The following is a 17764-nucleotide window of genomic DNA, read 5'->3' as shown; positions in this document are numbered from 1 at the left end:
GGGGGCGCGGGTGCGCGAACTGCCCGCGCCGCTCAGGCGAGCAGCCTCTTCCTGACCGCGGCGAGGACTTCCGTACGGCTGCGCGGGCCGTTGTCGGCCGCGATGAGATGGTCGCCGACGCGCAGCGAGAAGCTGATCAGGCAGCGGGCCTCGACGTCACCCTCGTCGGGGCAGAAGGCGCCGTAGAGCCCCCGCAGATAGTCCATGCGCCGGTTGTCGACGCGGCGCAGCCGGCCCGCCACGATCTCGTCGCGGCGGGCCCAGTCGCGGATCGTGAGTTCGAGGGCGGGGCTGGTGACGTGGGTTCCGTGCCCGCCCACGTAGTCGAAGAGCCGCTCGAGCCGCTCGCGGGCGTCGCCGCCGTCGCGCTCGATCTCCTCGATCACGTCATCGCTGACTCCGCGCTCCCAGGTGTCGAGCATCTCCTCCAGCAGAGCGGCGCGGTTGCGGAAGTAGCCGTAGAAGCCGCCCTTGCTGACGCCGAGAGCCTGCGCGAGGACCTCGACCCGGACGGCCTCGGGGCCGCCCGCGGCGAGGGCCCGCAGACCCTCCTCGATCCACTTCTCCCGCGGGGTGCGGACCGCGCCCATGTTTGTGTCTCCTTTCACAATCCCCCTGGCCCGCCACGAGTATACGGCGCCGTATAGATGGGTCTATGCTCGCTTTATACGGCACCGTATAGACCGTATGGACAGGGGGTCCGTCATGAGCAGCCTGCGCCTTCCCGCCACCGACCACACCCACCGCGCCTGGCGCGTCCACGAGATCGCCGGGGACTTCCGGCTCGAGGACGTGTGGATGATTCCGACGCCCGGCGGCCCGGACGATCTGCACCACCTCGTCGAGCAGATCGCGGCCGACGGCGACGAGAAGCCGACCGGCGCCGACGCCGTGGGCCGCTTCCTCTTCGCGGTGCGCTGGAAGCTCGGCGCGCTGCTCGGCTGGGACGGGCCGGAGTCCGGTGTCGGCGACCGCGTGGCGACGCTGCGCGACCGGCTGCCGGACGATCTGCGGGAGGGGTCGCGGGGTCCCGACTCCGCGCCCTTCACCTCGATTTTCCAGACGCACGACGAGTGGGCCGCCGAGTACGCCAACAAGACCATGCACGGGGTGATGCACATCGGCTGGGTCCCCGACGGCCACGGCGGCTACCGGGGCCAGATGGCCGTCCTGGTCAGGCCCAACGGCCGCCTCGGCTCCCTGTACATGCTGGGCATCAAGCCCTTCCGGTACCTGGGGGTGTACCCGGCACTGATGCGACAGGCGGGCCGGGAGTGGCGGCAGAACGAGACGCGTCGCCGCGCGGCGCACTGACGCCCGCGCTGCGGCGGCGCTCCGCCCATCGCACGGCGAGCGGCGCCGCGAGACCCGTCACGGCGAACAGGGCCCCGACGACGTACCAGCCGGGCCGGCCCCAGGTGATGCAGAGCGAGATGAGCAGACCGGGGCCGAGGGCCTCGGCGAGTCCCGCGCCCAGCCCGAAGACGCCCAGGTACTGGCCGGTGGCGTGGTGCGGGGCGAGGGCGAAGGAGACCTCGAACCCGCCGGCGGAGTGCCAGAGTTCACCGACGGTGTGGACGGCCACCGCGGCCATGAGGAGGGCGGCGGCCGCCCACGCCGGGACGCCCGCCGAGAAGGAGATGAGCGCGCACGCGACGAGGAAGGCCGCTCCGGCACGGCGATAGGCGCGGCCCCCGGCCGCGGGCGAGTCGACGGAACGGCTCGCCCGCACCTGCAGGGCGATGATGAGCACCGTGTTGACGAGCATCGTCCCCGAGATGAGCCAGCGCGGCGCACTCGTGGCCGCCACCAGCCACAGCGGCACGGCCACCGTGAGCACCTTGAACTGGACGGCCATCACGCCGTCGAGCGCGGTGAGGACCAGATACGGGCGGTCCCGCAGAGCCACCCAGCGCGGTCCGCGCGCGGCGGGCGAGGGCGCGACCGACGGCAGCCGGACCAGCATCACGGCCGACGCGAGGAAGGCGAACGCGTTGCCGACGACGAGGAGTTGATACGCGGTCAGGGTGTCGACCTGCACCGCCCAGCCCGCCAGCAGCGCGCCCAGTGAGACCCCGACGTTGGTCACGGCGCGCAGATAGGCGCGGAACTCCTGCGGCCGCTCGCCTCCGTAGTGCCGGATGAGCGGGGAGCGCGCGGCCACCCCCGCCGCCTTCGCCCCGGTGGCCGCGGTCACCGCGAGGACGAACGGCCAGAAGCCGTCCGCGAGGACGAACCCGGCCGTCGCCAGGGCCTGTACGACGAGCGTCCCCGCATAGACGCCGCGCGCTCCGCGGGCGTCCGCGAGGTGCCCGACGGCGATGCCCGCGAGCAGCGAGACGAGCCCGGCGACGCCGAGCCCCAGCCCCACCTGCCCGGCCGGGAGGCGCACGGCCTCCGTGAAGTACAGCACCCCCGCCGTGAGGTAGACGCCGCTGCCGACGGTGTAGACGAAGTTGGCCGCGGCGAGGGTGCGTTGGGGCCCGGCGACCGGCACGAACCTGGGCATGCGAAGGCTCCGCCTCCTGGACGGTAGGTAAGGACCAGTCAAGATTGTTGCTTATTACTCGCAAGGGCAAGAGCTGCGCGGGAAAGACATCGGGAACTGATCGCCGCCCCCGTCCGACTCCTGAGAGGTGATGAGCAAGTCCCAGCTTCCGTTCGCGCTCTGCGCCTTCCTCCTGCTGCTCGCGGCGATGTTCGCGGTGGCCTACGCCGTGGGGTCGGCCGCCGGGCCGGTCGCGCCCGGCATGCACCGCGGCGACACCGATGACCCCGGTGGCCGAGAGAGCGGCGGGGGCGGCGACATGGGCGGCATGCACGGAGGACACGGGTGAGCGGCGTCGAGGCGGCCGACACCGCCGCCACCACCGACCTGACCGTCGGCGGCATGACCTGCGCGGCCTGTGTGAAGCGCGTCGAGAAGCGGCTCGGGCGCCTTGAGGGGGTGACCGCCACGGTCAACCTCGCCACCGGTCGCGCCCGCGTCAGCCACCCGCCGGACCTCGCGCCCGAAGAGCTCGTCGCCGCCGTCGAGCGCGCCGGCTACACGGCGGAGCTGCCTCCGGAACCCGAGGACGAGAAACAGAAACCGCAACACCCGGCGGAGGAAGCCGAGTCGGGGTCACGCGACGACCTGCGGCGACTCCTCGTCACCGCCCTCCTCTCCACCCCCGTCCTCGTCCTCTCGATGGTGCCCGCCCTCCAGTTCCGCAACTGGCAGTGGCTGTGCTTCGTGCTCGCCGCGCCGGTCGCCGTGTGGGGTGCGTGGCCCTTCCACGTCCGGGCGCTGCGCGGGCTGCGGCACTCGGCGGCGACGATGGACACGCTCGTGTCGCTCGGCGTCGCCGCGTCGTTCGCCTGGTCCACGTACGCGCTCTTCCTGGGCGGTGCGGGGGTGCCGGGCATGCGGATGCCGTTCACCCTGTGGGTCTCCGGTGCGGGGCAGCAGGGTGTCGCGCATGTGTACCTGGAGGCGGCCGTCGGGGTGCCGCTGTCCGTGCTCGCCGGGCGCTGCCTGGAGGAGAGGGCGCGGCGTGGCACCGGGGAGGCGCTGCGGTCCCTTGCCGGGCTCGCGGTCAAGGATGTCGCGGTGCGGGACGGCGGGGCCGGGACCGAACGGCGCGTACCCATCGGGGAGTTGGTGAAGGGGCAGGTCTTCGTCGTGCGGCCGGGGGAGCGGGTCGCCACCGACGGGGTCGTCGACTCGGGTGGGTCCGCCGTGGATCTGTCGCTCGTCACCGGGGAGAGCGAGCCCGTCGAGGTCGGGCCGGGCTCCGCGGTGACCGGAGGCGCCGTCAACGTGGGCGGGCTGCTGCTCGTGCGCGCCACGGCGGTCGGCGCCGACACTCAACTCGCCCGCATCACCCGCATGGTGACGGATGCTCAGGCGGGCAAGGCGCGCGCCCAGCGGCTCGCCGACGCGGTGGCCGGGGTGTTCGTGCCGGTCGTGCTCGCCCTCGCCGTCACCGTGCTCGGGTTCTGGCTCGGCGCCGGGGCCGACGCGCAGGCGGCCGTCACCGCGAGCGTCGCCGTCCTCGTCGTCGCCTGCCCCTGCGCGCTCGGCCTGGCCACCCCCACCGCACTCCTCGCCGCCACCGGCCGGGGTGCCCGGCTCGGCGTCCTGGTCAGCGGTGCCCGCGCCCTGGAGACGCTGCGCCGCATCGACACCGTCGTCCTCGACAAGACGGGCACGCTCACCTCCGGGCACATGAGCGTCACCCGCGTCACCGCCCGCCCCGACGGCATCGGGGAAGAGAAGGTGGTGCGGCTCGCGGGGGCCGTGGAGCAAGGGTCGGAACACCCGGTGGGGCGGGCCGTCGCCGCGTACGCGCAGAGCCGCGCGGGCGACGAAGGGCTCCCGGACGTACGGGAGTTCCGGGCCGACGCCGGGCGGGGCGTGCGCGGCCGTGTCGCAGGGCGGCTCGTCGAAGTCGGCGCGCCGGGCGACGCGTTGGAGGGCGTCCCGGACGGTCCCCTGGACGGCGCCCTGAGCGGAGCGCTCGCCGAGGCCGAGACCGCCGCGCACACCGCCGTCCTGGTCCGTGTCGACGGCGAGCCCGCGGCGCTCATCGCCCTCGCGGACCTGCCGAGGCCCGGCAGCTACCGCGCCGTGCACCGGCTCCGGCGGCTCGGCGTGCGCCCCGTCCTCGCCACCGGGGACCGTGCGGCCACCGCCCGCGCCGTCGCCGCCGACCTCGGCATCCACGAGGTGCACGCCCGCCGCACACCGGAGCAGAAGGCAGCCCTCGTCAGGGAGTTGAAGGCCGAGGGGCGCCGGGTCGCGGTCATCGGTGACGGTGTCAACGACGCGGCCGCCCTCGCCGGGGCCGACCTCGGGATCGCCATGGGCGGCGGCACCGACGCGGCCATCGGCGCCGCCGACGTGACGCTCGTGCGCGGCGACATCGAGGCCGTCGCCGACGCGGTCCGGCTCGCCCGGCGCACCCTCGCCACCATCAGGACCAACCTGCTGTGGGCCTTCGGCTACAACGCCGTCACGCTGCCGCTCGCCGCGGTCGGGCTGCTCAACCCGATGGTCGCCGCCGCCGCGATGTCCGCCAGCTCGCTCCTGGTGGTCGGCAACAGCTTGCGGCTGCGCACCTGGCAGCCCGTACGAGGAGGACTGCGATGACCCGACGGACGGCCGATGCGCTGCGCGCCGCGCTGGCTCCGGTGGCGGCGAGCGCCGTCGCCCTGTGCGGGCTCGTCCTGTGGACCGGCTCCGGAGCCGCGGGCAGCCCGCCGCGCATCGAGGTCGACGCGGGGCGTGTCTTCCTGCCGTACGGCGACACCACGGACACCGCCGCGTTCTTCCGGATCACCAACTCCGGTGGCGCGGACGACCAGTTGGTGTCCGTGACGGCGCCCGGCGTCGACGACGTGATGCTCGGCCGGTACGCGCCTCTGGGCGGCGGGGCGGCGTCCATGCGCATGGTGGGCTCCGCGACCGTCCCGGCGCGCGCGACCCTCGCGATGGCGCCCGACGGCCTGGACATCATGCTCACGGCGCGCGCCGACTGGCGGGTGGGGGACCGGGTGCGGTTCGAGCTGACCTTCCGGCACGGGGGCCGCGTCGCGGCGGAGGCGGTCGTGGTCCGCCCCGGTGGCTGACGCCACGCCCGACTTGGATCCGCCGGGAACTCATCGGTCCCGCGCCCCGACTCCTGTCGAGGAACACCGAGCAGGCAGAAGTGGGGAGTGAGCGGGGAGTGAGCAGCGCCATGGACGGTCCCGACGCGCGCGGGGCGGGCGGGACGGACGGTCTCGACGTACGGATGCGCGACGTCGCCTGCCGCCACGGGCGGGTCGAGGCCGTGCGCGGCGTGGACCTCGACGTCGCGGCAGGTGAGCGGATCGCCCTGACCGGCACCAACGGGTCGGGCAAGACGACCCTGTTGCGGGCCGTGCTCGGCCTGCACCGCCGGGTCGGCGGGACCATCCGCGTCGGCGGCCGCACGGCGGGCAGCGCCGCCGAGTGGGCATGGCGGCGGCGCGCCTGCGCGTGGATCCCGCAGAAGCCCGCCGTGGGCCGGTTCCCGCTGCTCGCACGGGAGTTGCTGGCCAGCGGCGGCGCGGCGGGCCCGGCCGGGGAAGCGGCCGGGAGGCTGGGCGTGGCCCACCTCGCGGACCGGCCCCTGCACACCCTGTCCGGCGGCCAGCTCCAGCGCATGTACCTGGCGCGGGCGGTCGGCTGCGTCGCCGCGGGCGCCGGGGTGCTGCTCGCCGACGAACCCACCGCCGCCCTCGACTTCGAAGGCCAGGAAGAGGCCGCCGACGTGCTCCTGTCGCTGCCCGTGACGGTCCTCGTCGTCACCCACGACCGGTCCCTCGCCGACCGCTGCGACCGGACCCTGGAGATGGCCGCGGGCACCCTGCGCGCGGTGGCGCGCGACGCCTCGGCGGCGGGAGGCGCCCGGTGACCGCCGTCGCGTCGGCCGACCTCGGCGTCCTGCTGCAGCTGCTGCCGGTCCAACGGGCGGGCGCAGCACTGCTGTTGGCGGCTCTGGGGCTCCCCGTGATCGGGGTCGTCATCGTGGGGCTCGACATCATGCCGGTGCGGTTCGCGATGATGCACGTCGCGCTGCTCGGCATCGCCGTGGGCCTGCTCACCGGGCTCGACCCGATGCTGTGCGCCCTGGTCGCCTGCGGACTCGCGGGCGCCTCGGTCGCCCCGCTCGCCCGCACCCCGGACGGCCTCTCCGGGGCGATGGGCCTGCTGATGAGCCTCGCGATCGCGGCCGCGCTCCTGGTGCTCGCGGTGTCCGGGGTGAACGCCTCGGGCGCCTTCGCGCTCCTGTGGGGCTCGATCCTCTCCGTCGGCGCCGCCGACCTGTGGGTGGTCGGAGCGCTGGCCGTCGCCGTTCCCGTGCTGTTCTGGTGGCGCCGCCGCGACCTCGCGCTGCTCCTGTACGACCGTGAACTCGCCCTGTCCTCAGGGGTCCGCGTCGAGCGGCTCACCCTGCTGCTGCTCGTCCTGGTCGCGGTGGCCGTCGCCGGGGCGATCAAACTCACCGGCGCGCTGCTCGTCGACGCGCTCACCCTGCTGCCCGCGCTCGCCGCCCGGCGCCTCGGGTCGTCCCTGAAGTCCATCACCGCCTGGGCGGTCGGCATCGGCGTCGCCGTGAACCTCTCCGGGTTCCTCGTCGCCCTCAAGTTCGACCTGCCGCCGGGCCCCGTGCTTGTCCTGACGGCCGGGGCCGTGGTCCTCGCCGTCCATCTCATCCCCGAACGGAGAATCAGCTCATGGCGCGCACCCGCGTCCGTATCCCCGCAGTCCCCTCCCACCGCTCCGTCCCTGCCTCCCTCGCACTGACCCTGGCCGCGGGCCTCGCGTTCACCGCGACGGCCTGCGGGGGCGACAGCGAGAAGTCCGGCTCCGCGGGCAAGGGCTCCAAGGGCGGGTCGCCGTCCGTCGTGGTCACCACCACCTGGGAGGGCGCCTTCGCCAAGGCGGCGGGCGCCCGCGACGTGCGGGTGATCGTCCCGAAGTCGGTGCACCACGCCCCCGACTACGACCCGAAGCCGTCCGACCTCGCGGCCGTCGCCGACGCCGACTTCGTGCTCTACGCGCCCTTCGAGCCGTACGCGGCGAAGATCAAGGACGCGGCCGGCTCCGACGCCGAGCTCGTCGAGGTCGGCCTCGACAACGACGCCGCCAAGGTGACGGCCGAAGTGACGCGCCTGGGCAAGAAGTTCGGCACCGAGGCGGCGGCCGCCCGCTGGAACACGACCTTCAAGGCCGAGTACGGCAAGCTGCACAAGGAGCTGACGGCGTCCTGGCCCGGCGGCAGGGCGCCGAAGGTCGCCGCGCAGACGTTCACCGCGTGGTCCGCGAAGCTCGCGGGCGCGGACGTCGTCGGCACGTACGGCCCGGAGGCCGTGACCGCGAAGCAGCTGTCCGACCTGTCGGAGAAGAAGCCCGCCCTCGTCCTGGACAACGCCCACATGACGACGGGCAAGGTCCTGCCCGACTCCGGCGCCCGGCAGGTGGAGATCGTCAACTACCCGGGCGAGGACCTGGACCTGCTGGCGGTGTACCGGGACGCGGCCGGGGCGGTGAAGAAGGGGATGGGCGAGAGCTGACCGAGGCCCGCCGCCACCGGCAGCGGCACGTGCAGGTGTGAGGGGGCCACCCGGATGATCCGGGTGGCCCCCTCACGTACGGCTGATCAGACCGCCCCGGCCAGCGACGGCCGTCCCGCGTCGATGTCCTCGAACGCGCCGCCCAGCCGCTTCCGCAGCAGCGGGCGGTCCGGCTTGCCCGCCGGGGTGAGCGGCAACTCCCGGACGACGAGCAGCTGTTCGGGGTGCTTGCGGCGCTCCAGGCCGCGGGCGTCCAGGTGCGCGGAGAGCTCGGCGAGCGTGGGCGGCCGAGCGGTGGACGCGACCACGCAGGCCGCGAGGCGTTCGCCCATCAGGGGGTCGGGGACCCCGACGCACACCACGTCCCGCACCAGCGGGTGCGCGGCCAGCTCGACCTCCACCTCCGCCGGGCTGATGTTGGCGCCGCCCCGGATCACCACGTCCTTGAGCCGCCCCACCACCCGCAGCGTCCCGTCCTCGTCGAGCCGCCCCAGGTCTCCCGTGCGCACCCAGCCGTCGGCGGTGCGGTAGCGGGCGTCCAGGTCGGGGGCGGCGACGTAGCAGAGCGGCGTCATGGGGCCGCGCGCGACGATCTCGCCCACGGCGCCCACGGGTGCCTCGACGAGGCCGGGCGCGTCCGGCACGGCGATGCGTATCTCCGCGACGCGGGCGTCCGGGCGGCCCGCGAGCACCCCGGCGGCGTGCTCCTCCTGGACGGGCCGTGCGTCGAGCCCCGTATGGCAGTTGACGCCGTCGGCGGAGCCGTAGAGGTTGACGACCGGGCAGCCGAAGACCCGCCGGGCCTCCGCGGCCGTCGCTTCGTCGAGGGGGGAGCCGCCGACGACGAGGGCGGTGGGGGAGGGCAGTTCGGGGCGGGTGGCGTCGCCGCTCGTGATGCGGTCCAGGAGCATCCGCACCATCGTCGGCACCCCGAGGACGTGCGTCGGCCGGTGCTCGACGAGCGCGTCCAGGGCCGCCTCGGGCGTGAAGTGGTCGAGGAGCACGAGGGTGCCGCCGTGCCGGGCGAGCGCGACGGCGGTGCCGTTGCTGCCGAACGCCGACGCCAGCGGGACCAGGAACAGACACCGCGGCGGGGTGCCGTCCGGCATGAGGGAGGCGAGGAAGTTGCCGCGCCCCCCGGCCAGCGCGTTGTGCGAGTACGCGACCATCTTCGGCTCGGCCTCGGAGCCGGAGGAGACGAGGATGCGCGCGGCCCGGTCGGGGTCGGGCCGCACCGGCGTGAAGGCGGCGGGGTCGCCGTCCCGCAGGAGGGCGGACAGGGCGACGGCCCCCGCGGGCACCTCCGCCGCGGTCCCGGTGGCGACGACCGTACGCAAGTGGGGGAGTTCCCCGGCGAGGGCGAGCAGGTCGGCGGCGTGGTGGGCGCCCCGGTGCTCGGTCGCCGCGAGCACGGCGACCGCCTCGGACCGGCGCAGCAGCGACGCGGCCTCCCGCCCGCCCCGCCCCACGGGGAAGGGCAGCGCGACGGCCCCGAGCGCGGCGAGCGCGAGATCCGCGACGACGGCATGACGGCCACTGGGCAGCTGCACGCCCACGACGTCCCCCGCCCGTATCCCGAGCCCCGAGAGCCCGGCGGCCAGACATCGGGCCTTCCGGTCGAGCGCGGTGTAACAGAGCTTCCCCTTGCCGTCGATGACGGCGGTGCGATGCGGGTCGGCGATCTGCCGCGCCCGGAACAGGCTGTAGAGGTCCAGGTCGGGGCAGGTCCCGTCGGCGGCCCAGGACCTGCGCAGGCCGGCGGGGAGGAGGTCGGGGAGGGCGAGGGTCATGCGGGGCTCCTGGGAGTGGGAGTCGGAGTGGTGGGTGGCGCGCGGGTGAGTGGGGGCAGCCGCAGGGAGGGCGGGGGTGCTCACGCGAAGACCCAGGGCGCCGGGACCGCCGGGGCGCCGTGGGTGTCGCGGGGGATCTGGCCGCAGGGACCGGGGGACCGCAGCAGGGCGGAGAGGTCGGTGGTGACGGGCGCCGCGGACAGGCCGTGGCCCCGGAGCAGGCCCACGGCCTCGGGCGTGGGGAGTCGGCGCAGGTCGTACGCGGCTGCCGCGGGCGCGCTCGCGTCGGTGGGGGACAGCCAGCCGTCCGCCGTGGGCAGCGGGCGGCGGAACCCCGCCGGCCGGCGGGCCGTGCCACCCGCCGCGACGCGGGCCCGCGCGGACGCCGTCAGCACATCGGCGGCGCCGAGCAGCGACGACTCCACGCCCACGCCGCGCCCGGTCCGCTCCCGCGTCAGCAGGCCCGCGAGGATCGCCTCGGCGCCCAGCAGCCCGCCCAGGACGTCGAGCAGCGTCATCAAGGACGGCGCGGGCGGCTCGTCGGCGGGGCGCACGGCCTCGCCCACCCCGGTGCGGGCCTGCACCATGAAGTCCGTGCCCATCGGCGGGTCCGGGACACGGTCCGCCCAGCCGCTCGTGTACGCGTAGACGAGACCGGGGGCGGACGCCACCAAGTCGGCGCGGTCCAGGCTCAGTTGGGCTGCCTTGCCCGGCGCCCAGTTGTGCAGGAACACATCCGCGCCCGCCACCAGCTCCCGCAGCCGCGCCCGGTCCGCCGCCGACTTGATGTCCACCTCCACGGCCCGCTTGCCCCGGTTCAGGGCGAGCCAGCGCGCCGAGACGCCCGAACAGGCGGGCGGCATCCCGCGCAGCGGATCACCGCCCGGCGGCTCGACGCGCACCACGTCGGCGCCGAGCAGCCCCAACAGGTGCGCGGCGAGCGGTGCTTGGATGCGCCGGCCCGCTTCCAGGACGGTGAGCCCGGCCAAGGGCCCGTCGGTGGTCCCGGACAGGGGGCGGGCCAGAGAGCCGTTCTCCCGGGAGTACGAGGGTGTGTACGCGTCCTCGTACGACCTGACCTGCCACGGCGCCGCGCCGTCCGCCTCCCCGACCCGGTCCCCGATCGACCGCAGCGCGCACACATCGGCGCCGGACGCCTCGGCGACGTGCCGGATCCGGCCCCAGGTGTGCGCCCGCACCACGTCGTGCAGCACCGGCGGGAAGGGCGCGCAGGCCGTCGCGTACCGGAACTGGAAGGGGCGCCAGCCCCGCCGTATCGCCTCCTGCGGGGCGCCGAGCGCACGCCAGAACGCCGCCCACACACCGGGGTCGAGGGTCTCCAGCTCGAACACGGTCCCGTCGGACGATGTGAACGGCGGTCCGCCCGGGGCGAGTTCGGCCGCCTCGCCCTCCTCCGCCCCGGCCGCCGCCAGATACTGCGACACCGCGAGCAGCCCGGCCCGCTCGGCGCTGACCCGCACCCGGCCGGGCGCCGCCGTGCCGCGCGCCTGGGCGAACAGCCCGGCGAGGAGGCCCTGCACGGCGAGGACGCCGGTCGCGGTGGCGGCGTAGTCGACGGCGAGGCCGCGCGGGGAGCCGTCGCGGCGGCCGTGCACCGCCATCATGCCGGTCGTGGCCTGCACGGTCGCCTCGTCGGTGGCGTCGCGTGCCGCGTCGCCCCAGGCCGTGACGAGGGAGACGTCCCCGAACCCGGCTCCGCCGAGGGTGATGTGCCGGCCACCGGCCGTGGACTCGCCGCCCTCGCTGTCCTCGCTGTCCCTTCCTCCCTCTCCTCCCTCGGCCCCGAGGCGCCGCAGGTGCTGCACCACCACGTCTGCTCCCGGCCCCGGCGGATCCGGTGGACCCTGCTGAGCCGAGGTCTCCAGACGGAGCCCGTCGAGCGGCTGCCGGACCGTCCGCGCGGCCGTCGGTGTGGCTGGTGTCCCCATTGCCTCGTCCCCTGCCCTTCGTGATGCGCATGCCGTCGCGCGGGAACTCGGAGGCGGTCGCCCCCGACCTGTTCCACGGAACAGACAGTCGGATCGCCGTCGCCGGGGGTTCCCGGGGGCTGGAGGAAAGTGATGACGGAAGCGCAGTCGGTGGCGCCGGAGCGGGAGCCCGAGCCGCAGCGGGACCGGGAGGGGGACCGAGAGTGGGAGGCGGTGGGCGGGGCCCCGTGCCCGGCGGACGCCGTGGGCGTGAGGGACCGCGTCGCGGACTTCGTACGCCGCCGGGTCGGGCCCTGCGAGCCGGTGCTCGACGCGGGCGGCCCGGACGCGGCGGCCACGCTGCGCGGCCTCCAGAAGGAGGCGAAGGACGCGGGCCTGTGGGCGCTGCCCCTGCCCGTCGAACTCGGCGGCCAAGGGCTCCCGTTGACCTCGTACGCGCACGTCGCCGAGGCCGAGGGCGCCAGCGACCACGGCCCCGCGGCACTCGGCTCGCACTCCCTCCTCGACGCGCTGATGCTCTGGCGGCACGGCAGCCCGCGCGTGCGCGAGCGGTACGTGCAGCGGCTGGTCGACGGGGACGTCCGCGCCTGTTACGGGATGACCGAGCGGGAGACGCCGGGCACGGACCCCTTCCTCACCGAGACCCGCGCCGAGGTGGGGCCGGACGGCGGCTGGCGGCTGCGCGGAGGCAAGTGGTTCACCAGCGGGGTGGGCGACGCCGACCTGGTGACGGTGCTCGCCCGGACCGACGGAACGGCACCCGACCGCCAGGGCCTGTCCCTTCTCCTGGTCCCGGCCGACGCGCCCGGCTTCCGGGTGGTGCGTGAGCTGCCGGTGCTCGGGGCGGCCGGACAGGGGGAGTTCGCGCTGGACGACGTCCGGGTGGACGCCGACCACCTCATCGGGTCCCGGGGCGGCGCGCTCGCCGTCGCCGCCGAACGCCTCCAGCTGGGCCGCACGTTGCGCTGTCTGCGCTGGCTCGGTCAGGCGCGGCGCGCCTTCGACCTCATGCGGGACCGCGCCACGACCCGCAGCCGCTCCCGCGGCCCCCTCGCCGACCTGCAACTCGTCCAGCTCCACGTCTTCGAGGCGCTGCTCGCGCTGCGCACCACCCGGCCGCTGGTGTACGAGGCCGTGGCCCGCCTGGACGCCGGGCAGGACGCCCATGTGGAGGTGGGGCTCGCGAAGGTCGCGGCGGCGCGGATGCTCCAGCAGGTGGCCGACTCCGCGATCCAGGTCCACGGCGCGGCGGGACTCGCGCCCGACAGCCCGCTGCCCGCGCTGTTCCGCACGGGGCGGCTGGCGCGGATCCTCGACGGTCCCGACGAGCTGCACATCGCGTCGGTGGCGCGGCGGGTGCTGGCCTAGGAGGTCGGTGCGGGGGGGAGAGAGAGCGTGGGCAGGCGGCGCCTACGCCTCGTGCGGTCCCACCAGGCCGGTGAGCACGGCGAGGGCGTGCGCGAGGAAGAAGTCGCCCCAGATCAGCTCGTGCCGGACGGCCGTCGCCGAGCCCAGGTCGTAGCAGCCGTCCAACAGGCGGCCGTCGTCGGTGAGATGGCGGTGGACGAGTCGTTCGAGCACCGCCACGGCCCGTTCACGCTCGTGCCCGTGCCCGTGCCCGTGCCCGTACTCGTGCTCGCCGAGCTTGAGCAGCGCGAGTGCGGTGATGGCCGCGGCGGAGGTGTCGAGGGGGCGATCGGGGCCGCGGGGGGTATCGGGGCCCCCGGGGTCGCCGGGGATTCCGGGAACGCTGGGGCTTTCGGGGGCGCTGAGGTCGTCGGGGCGGTCGGCGGCGTCTGCCGCGGGTACGAGGACGGAAGGGGTCAACTCCCGTACGGCAGAGGTGAGATCACCCGTGCCGGACTCCCCGAGGGCGTGCCGCGCATCCGCCAGGGCCAGCAACAGCCAGGCCGGCCCCCGCCCCCAGCCGGGCGGCGGCTCGGCGCACGGCGCCCACCGCTCGCCCTCCTCCCGGCGCCACGCCCAGTGGAACGGCCGCTGCCCGAGGCAGAGTTCGACGTGGGTGCGCAGATGGGAGCGGGCCGCGTCCGGGTCCACCAGGGCCAGCAGGGGCACGAGGCCCGGCACCCCGTCGACGCGGGCGAGCAGGCGCGGACCACCGAAGGCCGAGCCCCACGGCACCAGGCCCAGCCGCTCGTCGAACGCGCCGCGACAGGAGCGGGCCGCTCGCAGCCGCAGCGGTGCGAGGGCGTCCCGGTCCGCGCCGTCGGCGAACGCGGTCCCGTACCAGAGGATCAGGCCACGGGTCGCCGTATCGGCGTCGATCCAGGGCGCGAGACGCTCGGCACAGTCCCGCGCGGCCGCCCGGTCGCCGTGCTCCCCGCTGCGCCGGGCCCGCAGCCACAGCAGCCCCGCCCAGAACCCGCCGGTCCACGACCCGCGCCCGGTCGTGGTCCAGCGCCCGTCCTCGGGGTCCGCGAACAGCGGGAACCGTGTGCCCACTTCGGCCCGGGTGCGGGCGACACGGGCGAGGAGGGAGTCGAGGGCCGGTCCGGCCCAGTCGGGGGCGGGGGAGGGAGAGGGAGAGGTGGCGGCGTCGGGCCCCCGATCCGTCCGTCCGATCCGGGAGGGTGCGGCGGCAGCGGGGTGCGAACTCCTCGCTGAGGAGGGCGAATTGGTCGACGTCTGGGTGGTGGTGTTTGCGGGTTCCGTATGGCCGGTGGTGTTCGCCGGTCCTGTAAGGCTGGTGGTGTTCACGGGTTCTGTACGGCCGGAGGTGTCCACGGGCTCCGTACGGCCGGAGGTGTCCACGGGCTCCGTACGGCCGGAGGCGCTCACCAGCCCCGTACGGCCGAAGGTGTTCACCGGCCCCGTACGACCGAAGTCGCTCACCCGCCCACCCCCTCACGCCGCCGGTCCCGAACCGCCCACACCAGCGCCACCGCCCCCGCCACCGCGAACTCGGCCGCGACCAGGAGCCAGCCGGTGCCGTAGCGTCCGGTCGCCGCGAAGAGACCGAACAGCGGGGGGCCCGCGGCGAAGCCCGCGAAGAAGCCCGCCGCCACCAGGGCCGAGTCCTGGCCCGCGCGTCCCGGTGCCGCGCGCTGCAGGACCAGCACCATCGAGACCGCGTTGGCCGCCACCGCGAACACCCCGACCGCCACCGCCGCAAGCCACACCAGTACGCGGGCCGACGACGAGGCCGTGAGGAGGAGCGCCGCCGCGACCGCGCCCGCGGCGAGTCCGCCCGGCAGCCACACCGCGCGCTCGGGGCGGCCCGCGGCCTTCGACCAGCCGACCCGGCCCACGATCCCGGTGACCCCGAGCACCGCCACGAGGGCGCCCGCCGCCGTCGGCCCGAAGCCGAGCCGCTCCGTCCCGTACAGCGCCACATACGTGTTCACGGACGCGATGCCGCAGCCCAGGAACAGGGAGAAGACCGCGAGCCAGGCGATCATGCCGCGCGGCACCCACGCCGCGCGCACGGACTTCGGGGGCGGGTCGGCGGGAAGGGCCCGCGCCGCCCACGCCGCGGCGACCACCGCGGCCGCGGCCGCCGTCCACACGGCGCCCCGCCAACTCACCCACCCGGCGAGCGCGGTGAGCGGCAGCCCCGCGGCGAACGCCCCGAGCTGCACACCGGACTGCTTCGTCCCGGTCACCCGGCCCCGTGCGGCGGGCGGCACGGCCGCCAGGATCGCCTTGTTCGTCGCGGGGTTGGCCAGCGCCTGCGGCAGCCCGCCGACGCCGACCGCCGCCAGCAGGAACCCGGCACTCCGGGCCGAGCCGATCAGCGCGAGCGCCAGCGCCGACACGAGGAGCAGCGCCACCAGACAGCGGCGCGGACCGACCCGGTCCACCACCCGGCCGCCCAGCGGCGACAGCACGGCGGCCGTGCCGAAACCGATGGTCGTGGTGAGCCCCAGCGTGGCCGGTGAGACACCGAGTTCGTCCACCAGGCGTGGGCCGAGCGCGCCGAGCAGGAACAGCTGGAGCATCGAGAAAGCCATGGCGCAGGTCAGCAGCGCGGTGGTGGAGCGGGCGGAGGGCGCGGATTCCGGGAGTCCGCCCGTAGGCGGGCCGCCTGCGGCGCGGTCCGTGTCCGGTCCCGCTCCGCCCAGTCGAGCTCGGTGTTCCGCCGCCACAGCCGTCCCCTCGTCCCCTTCATCCCCTGACCTGCACGTCCGCTAGAAGTCGGGCCGAACGCCGCGCCAGTTCCCGCATGTTGTTGTGGCCTGGGTCACAACTTGCCGCAGGCCCTTGCCGCATGGGCAATTTCCGGACCGGCTCTTGTGGTGTCCGAAGCGAATGCAAGGATGACCCCGCCATGACTGCTGAGTGGGTGTCCCGCACGGTCCGGGCCGCGGTGTTCGCGGCCGTCTGTGTGCTGCTCGCGGCCCTGGGGCACGTGCTGATGTCCGGCGCGGGGCTGCCCGGGTGGACGCTCGCCGCGGGCGTCGTCGCCACCGGCGGCGCCGCCTGGTGCCTGGCCGGAACCGAACGGGGCCTGCTCGTCGTGGTCTCGGCCACCGTGGCCGCCCAGGCGGCCCTCCACTCCACGTTCACGCTCGCCCAGACGCTGGCGGCCCCCGCACAGCCGGGCGGTCCGTCCCTCGCGACGCAGTGGGTACGGGATGTGACGTGTGGGGCTGTTGGGGGCGGAGGCGGGAGTGACTCCGGTGCGGCCATGCATGACATGGGTGCTATGTCGTCGATGTCGTCCATGGCGTCTATGCCTTCTATGTCGGCGCAGCAACACATGGAGCACATGGGCGACTTGGGGCACATGGGCCACGCTGCGGACATGGGCCACGACATGGGCATGGGCCACGACATGGGCATGGGCCACGGCATGGGCATGAGCCATGACATGGGCGGCATGTCCCCGACCGGCATGCTCGCCGCCCACCTCCTCGCCGCCCTCGTGAGCGGCCTCTGGCTCGCGTACGGAGAGCGTGCCGCCTTCCGTATCGCGCGGGCCTTCGCAGGCTGGCTGGTCGCGCCGCTGCGGGTGCCCCTGGTGCTGCCCGCGCCGCCGCACCGGCCGCGGATCCGGGTCCGCAGGACCCGTTCGCACCGTGCGGTGCCGGACCTCCTCCTCGTCCACGCCATCACTTCTCGGGGTCCGCCCATGGGGACCGCTGTCATCTGAGACAGCCGGTTTCCGAGGCCATGGGCGCGTCCAGCGCGCCGTGCCTCAGGCATCGGCCGCGCGCGTACTCATCCGCATCCGTGCACATCCGCACGGATCCGTACGCCCGGCCGTCCCCCATCACTTCACGCCACCGGATCCGCTGACGCGTGCGCAGAACGCGACAGGCAGAACGCGCCACGCCACCCGTCCTCGATCCGGATTCCCGAGAAGGACACCAGGTGATCACTCCTGCCCTGTCGCCCTCGCGCGACGAGTCGATAACGGCGTGGGCGCTCGCCGCCCGCGGCGGTGACCCCGACGCGATCGAGCACTTCGTCCGCGCCCTCCACCTCGACGTGCGCCGCTACGTCACCTACCTCGGCGCGGACCCCCAGGCCGCCGACGACCTCACCCAGGACACGTTCCTGCGGGCCCTCGGCAGCCTGCACCGGTTCGAGGGGCGGTCCTCCGCCCGTACGTGGCTGCTGTCCATCGCCCGGCGCGCGGTCGTCGACAGCATCCGGCGCACCGCGGCCCGGCCCCGGATCTCGGACACCGACGACTGGCAGCTGCTCGCCGAGCACACCCAGTCGCGCGGGCTGCCCGGCTTCGACGACGGGATCGCGCTCACCGAACTCCTCGACGGCCTGCCCGACGAGCGGCGCGAGGCGTTCGTCCTCACCCAGCTCCTCGGTGTGAGCTACGCGGAGGCGGCGCTGATCAGCGGCTGTCCCGTGGGCACGGTGCGGTCGCGCGTGTCCCGGGCCCGGCTCTCGCTGATCGAGTCGCTGGAGGCCGCCGAGCGTCCCGCGCTCGTGGGCGCCGCGGCCTGATCCGCGGACCGT

16 protein-coding genes are annotated in these 17764 nt (G+C 75.1%); 10 read left to right on the top strand and 6 right to left on the bottom strand.

The window, feature by feature from the left end; translation table 11 throughout:
• Positions 1–32: 32 nt before the first annotated feature.
• Complete coding sequence (locus tag ACFWYM_RS09105; protein WP_384832359.1) at positions 33–590, bottom strand: TetR/AcrR family transcriptional regulator; 558 nt, start codon at positions 588–590, stop codon at positions 33–35.
• Positions 591–705: 115 nt separating this feature from the next.
• On the opposite strand from ACFWYM_RS09105, the gene ACFWYM_RS09100 reads away from it, so the two are divergent.
• On the top strand, positions 706–1314 hold the full coding sequence (locus ACFWYM_RS09100; protein ID WP_384832356.1) for a DUF2867 domain-containing protein: 609 nt from the start codon (positions 706–708) through the stop codon (positions 1312–1314).
• Here ACFWYM_RS09100 and ACFWYM_RS09095 read toward each other — a convergent pair.
• Positions 1217–2509 (bottom strand): MFS transporter, encoded by a 1293-nt coding sequence (locus ACFWYM_RS09095; protein ID WP_384832353.1) that lies wholly within the window; start codon positions 2507–2509, stop codon positions 1217–1219. The two genes, ACFWYM_RS09100 and ACFWYM_RS09095, sit on opposite strands and share 98 nt — an antisense overlap.
• A 130-nt stretch (positions 2510–2639) precedes the next feature.
• Here ACFWYM_RS09095 and ACFWYM_RS09090 point away from each other — a divergent pair, with 130 nt between their 5' ends.
• The 6 genes from ACFWYM_RS09090 to ACFWYM_RS09065 all read left to right on the top strand — a co-directional run bounded on the left by ACFWYM_RS09090 (position 2640) and on the right by ACFWYM_RS09065 (position 8085).
• Positions 2640–2837 carry a hypothetical protein gene (locus ACFWYM_RS09090; protein WP_384832350.1) on the top strand — a complete coding sequence of 66 codons (198 nt, stop codon included), beginning with the start codon at positions 2640–2642 and terminating at the stop codon, positions 2835–2837.
• Between the two features lie 53 nt (positions 2838–2890).
• Complete coding sequence (locus ACFWYM_RS09085) at positions 2891–5134, top strand: heavy metal translocating P-type ATPase (RefSeq protein ID WP_384832725.1); 2244 nt, start codon at positions 2891–2893, stop codon at positions 5132–5134.
• Positions 5131–5613 carry a copper chaperone PCu(A)C gene (locus tag ACFWYM_RS09080; protein WP_384832347.1) on the top strand — a complete coding sequence of 161 codons (483 nt, stop codon included), beginning with the start codon at positions 5131–5133 and terminating at the stop codon, positions 5611–5613. Before ACFWYM_RS09085 ends, ACFWYM_RS09080 begins: the two co-directional genes overlap by 4 nt.
• A 110-nt stretch (positions 5614–5723) precedes the next feature.
• Positions 5724–6422 (top strand): metal ABC transporter ATP-binding protein, encoded by a 699-nt coding sequence (locus ACFWYM_RS09075; RefSeq protein ID WP_384832345.1) that lies wholly within the window; start codon positions 5724–5726, stop codon positions 6420–6422.
• Positions 6419–7315: a metal ABC transporter permease gene (locus ACFWYM_RS09070; protein ID WP_384832342.1), complete on the top strand. Its 897-nt coding sequence runs from the start codon at positions 6419–6421 to the stop codon at positions 7313–7315. The genes ACFWYM_RS09075 and ACFWYM_RS09070 overlap by 4 nt, the downstream gene beginning before the upstream one ends.
• Positions 7246–8085 (top strand): ABC transporter substrate-binding protein, encoded by an 840-nt coding sequence (locus ACFWYM_RS09065; RefSeq protein ID WP_384832339.1) that lies wholly within the window; start codon positions 7246–7248, stop codon positions 8083–8085. The genes ACFWYM_RS09070 and ACFWYM_RS09065 overlap by 70 nt, the downstream gene beginning before the upstream one ends.
• A gap of 86 nt (positions 8086–8171) precedes the next feature.
• On the opposite strand, the gene ACFWYM_RS09060 is transcribed toward ACFWYM_RS09065, so the two are convergent.
• Both ACFWYM_RS09060 and ACFWYM_RS09055 read right to left on the bottom strand, forming a co-directional pair.
• On the bottom strand, positions 8172–9875 hold the full coding sequence (locus ACFWYM_RS09060; RefSeq protein ID WP_384832336.1) for an AMP-binding protein: 1704 nt from the start codon (positions 9873–9875) through the stop codon (positions 8172–8174).
• An 80-nt stretch (positions 9876–9955) separates the two neighbouring features.
• A complete protein-coding gene (locus ACFWYM_RS09055) occupies positions 9956–11824 on the bottom strand; it encodes a CoA transferase (protein ID WP_384832333.1) in 1869 nt (622 codons plus the stop codon).
• A 132-nt stretch (positions 11825–11956) separates the two neighbouring features.
• Between ACFWYM_RS09055 and ACFWYM_RS09050 the strand changes: the two genes are divergently transcribed.
• Positions 11957–13192, top strand: coding sequence for an acyl-CoA dehydrogenase family protein (locus tag ACFWYM_RS09050; protein ID WP_384832330.1), 1236 nt, complete (start codon positions 11957–11959; stop codon positions 13190–13192).
• Between the two features lie 42 nt (positions 13193–13234).
• Here the strand turns inward: ACFWYM_RS09050 and ACFWYM_RS09045 are convergent, their stop codons facing one another.
• Both ACFWYM_RS09045 and ACFWYM_RS09040 read right to left on the bottom strand, forming a co-directional pair.
• Positions 13235–14677, bottom strand: a complete 1443-nt coding sequence (locus ACFWYM_RS09045) for a sugar ABC transporter permease (protein WP_384832327.1) — start codon at positions 14675–14677, stop codon at positions 13235–13237.
• On the bottom strand, positions 14674–15795 hold the full coding sequence (locus ACFWYM_RS09040; protein WP_384832722.1) for an MFS transporter: 1122 nt from the start codon (positions 15793–15795) through the stop codon (positions 14674–14676). The genes ACFWYM_RS09045 and ACFWYM_RS09040 overlap by 4 nt, the downstream gene beginning before the upstream one ends.
• A 317-nt stretch (positions 15796–16112) precedes the next feature.
• Between ACFWYM_RS09040 and ACFWYM_RS09035 the strand changes: the two genes are divergently transcribed.
• Positions 16113–16937: a hypothetical protein gene (locus ACFWYM_RS09035; protein ID WP_384832324.1), complete on the top strand. Its 825-nt coding sequence runs from the start codon at positions 16113–16115 to the stop codon at positions 16935–16937.
• A 221-nt stretch (positions 16938–17158) separates the two neighbouring features.
• On the top strand, positions 17159–17752 hold the full coding sequence (locus ACFWYM_RS09030; protein ID WP_384832321.1) for a sigma-70 family RNA polymerase sigma factor: 594 nt from the start codon (positions 17159–17161) through the stop codon (positions 17750–17752).
• The last annotated feature ends 12 nt before the right edge of the window (positions 17753–17764 follow it).

It is taken from the genome of Streptomyces sp. NPDC059009, from assembly GCF_042740175.1.
GTDB lineage: Bacteria > Actinomycetota > Actinomycetes > Streptomycetales > Streptomycetaceae > Streptomyces.
This window is presented reverse-complemented; position numbering and strand designations above follow the sequence as displayed.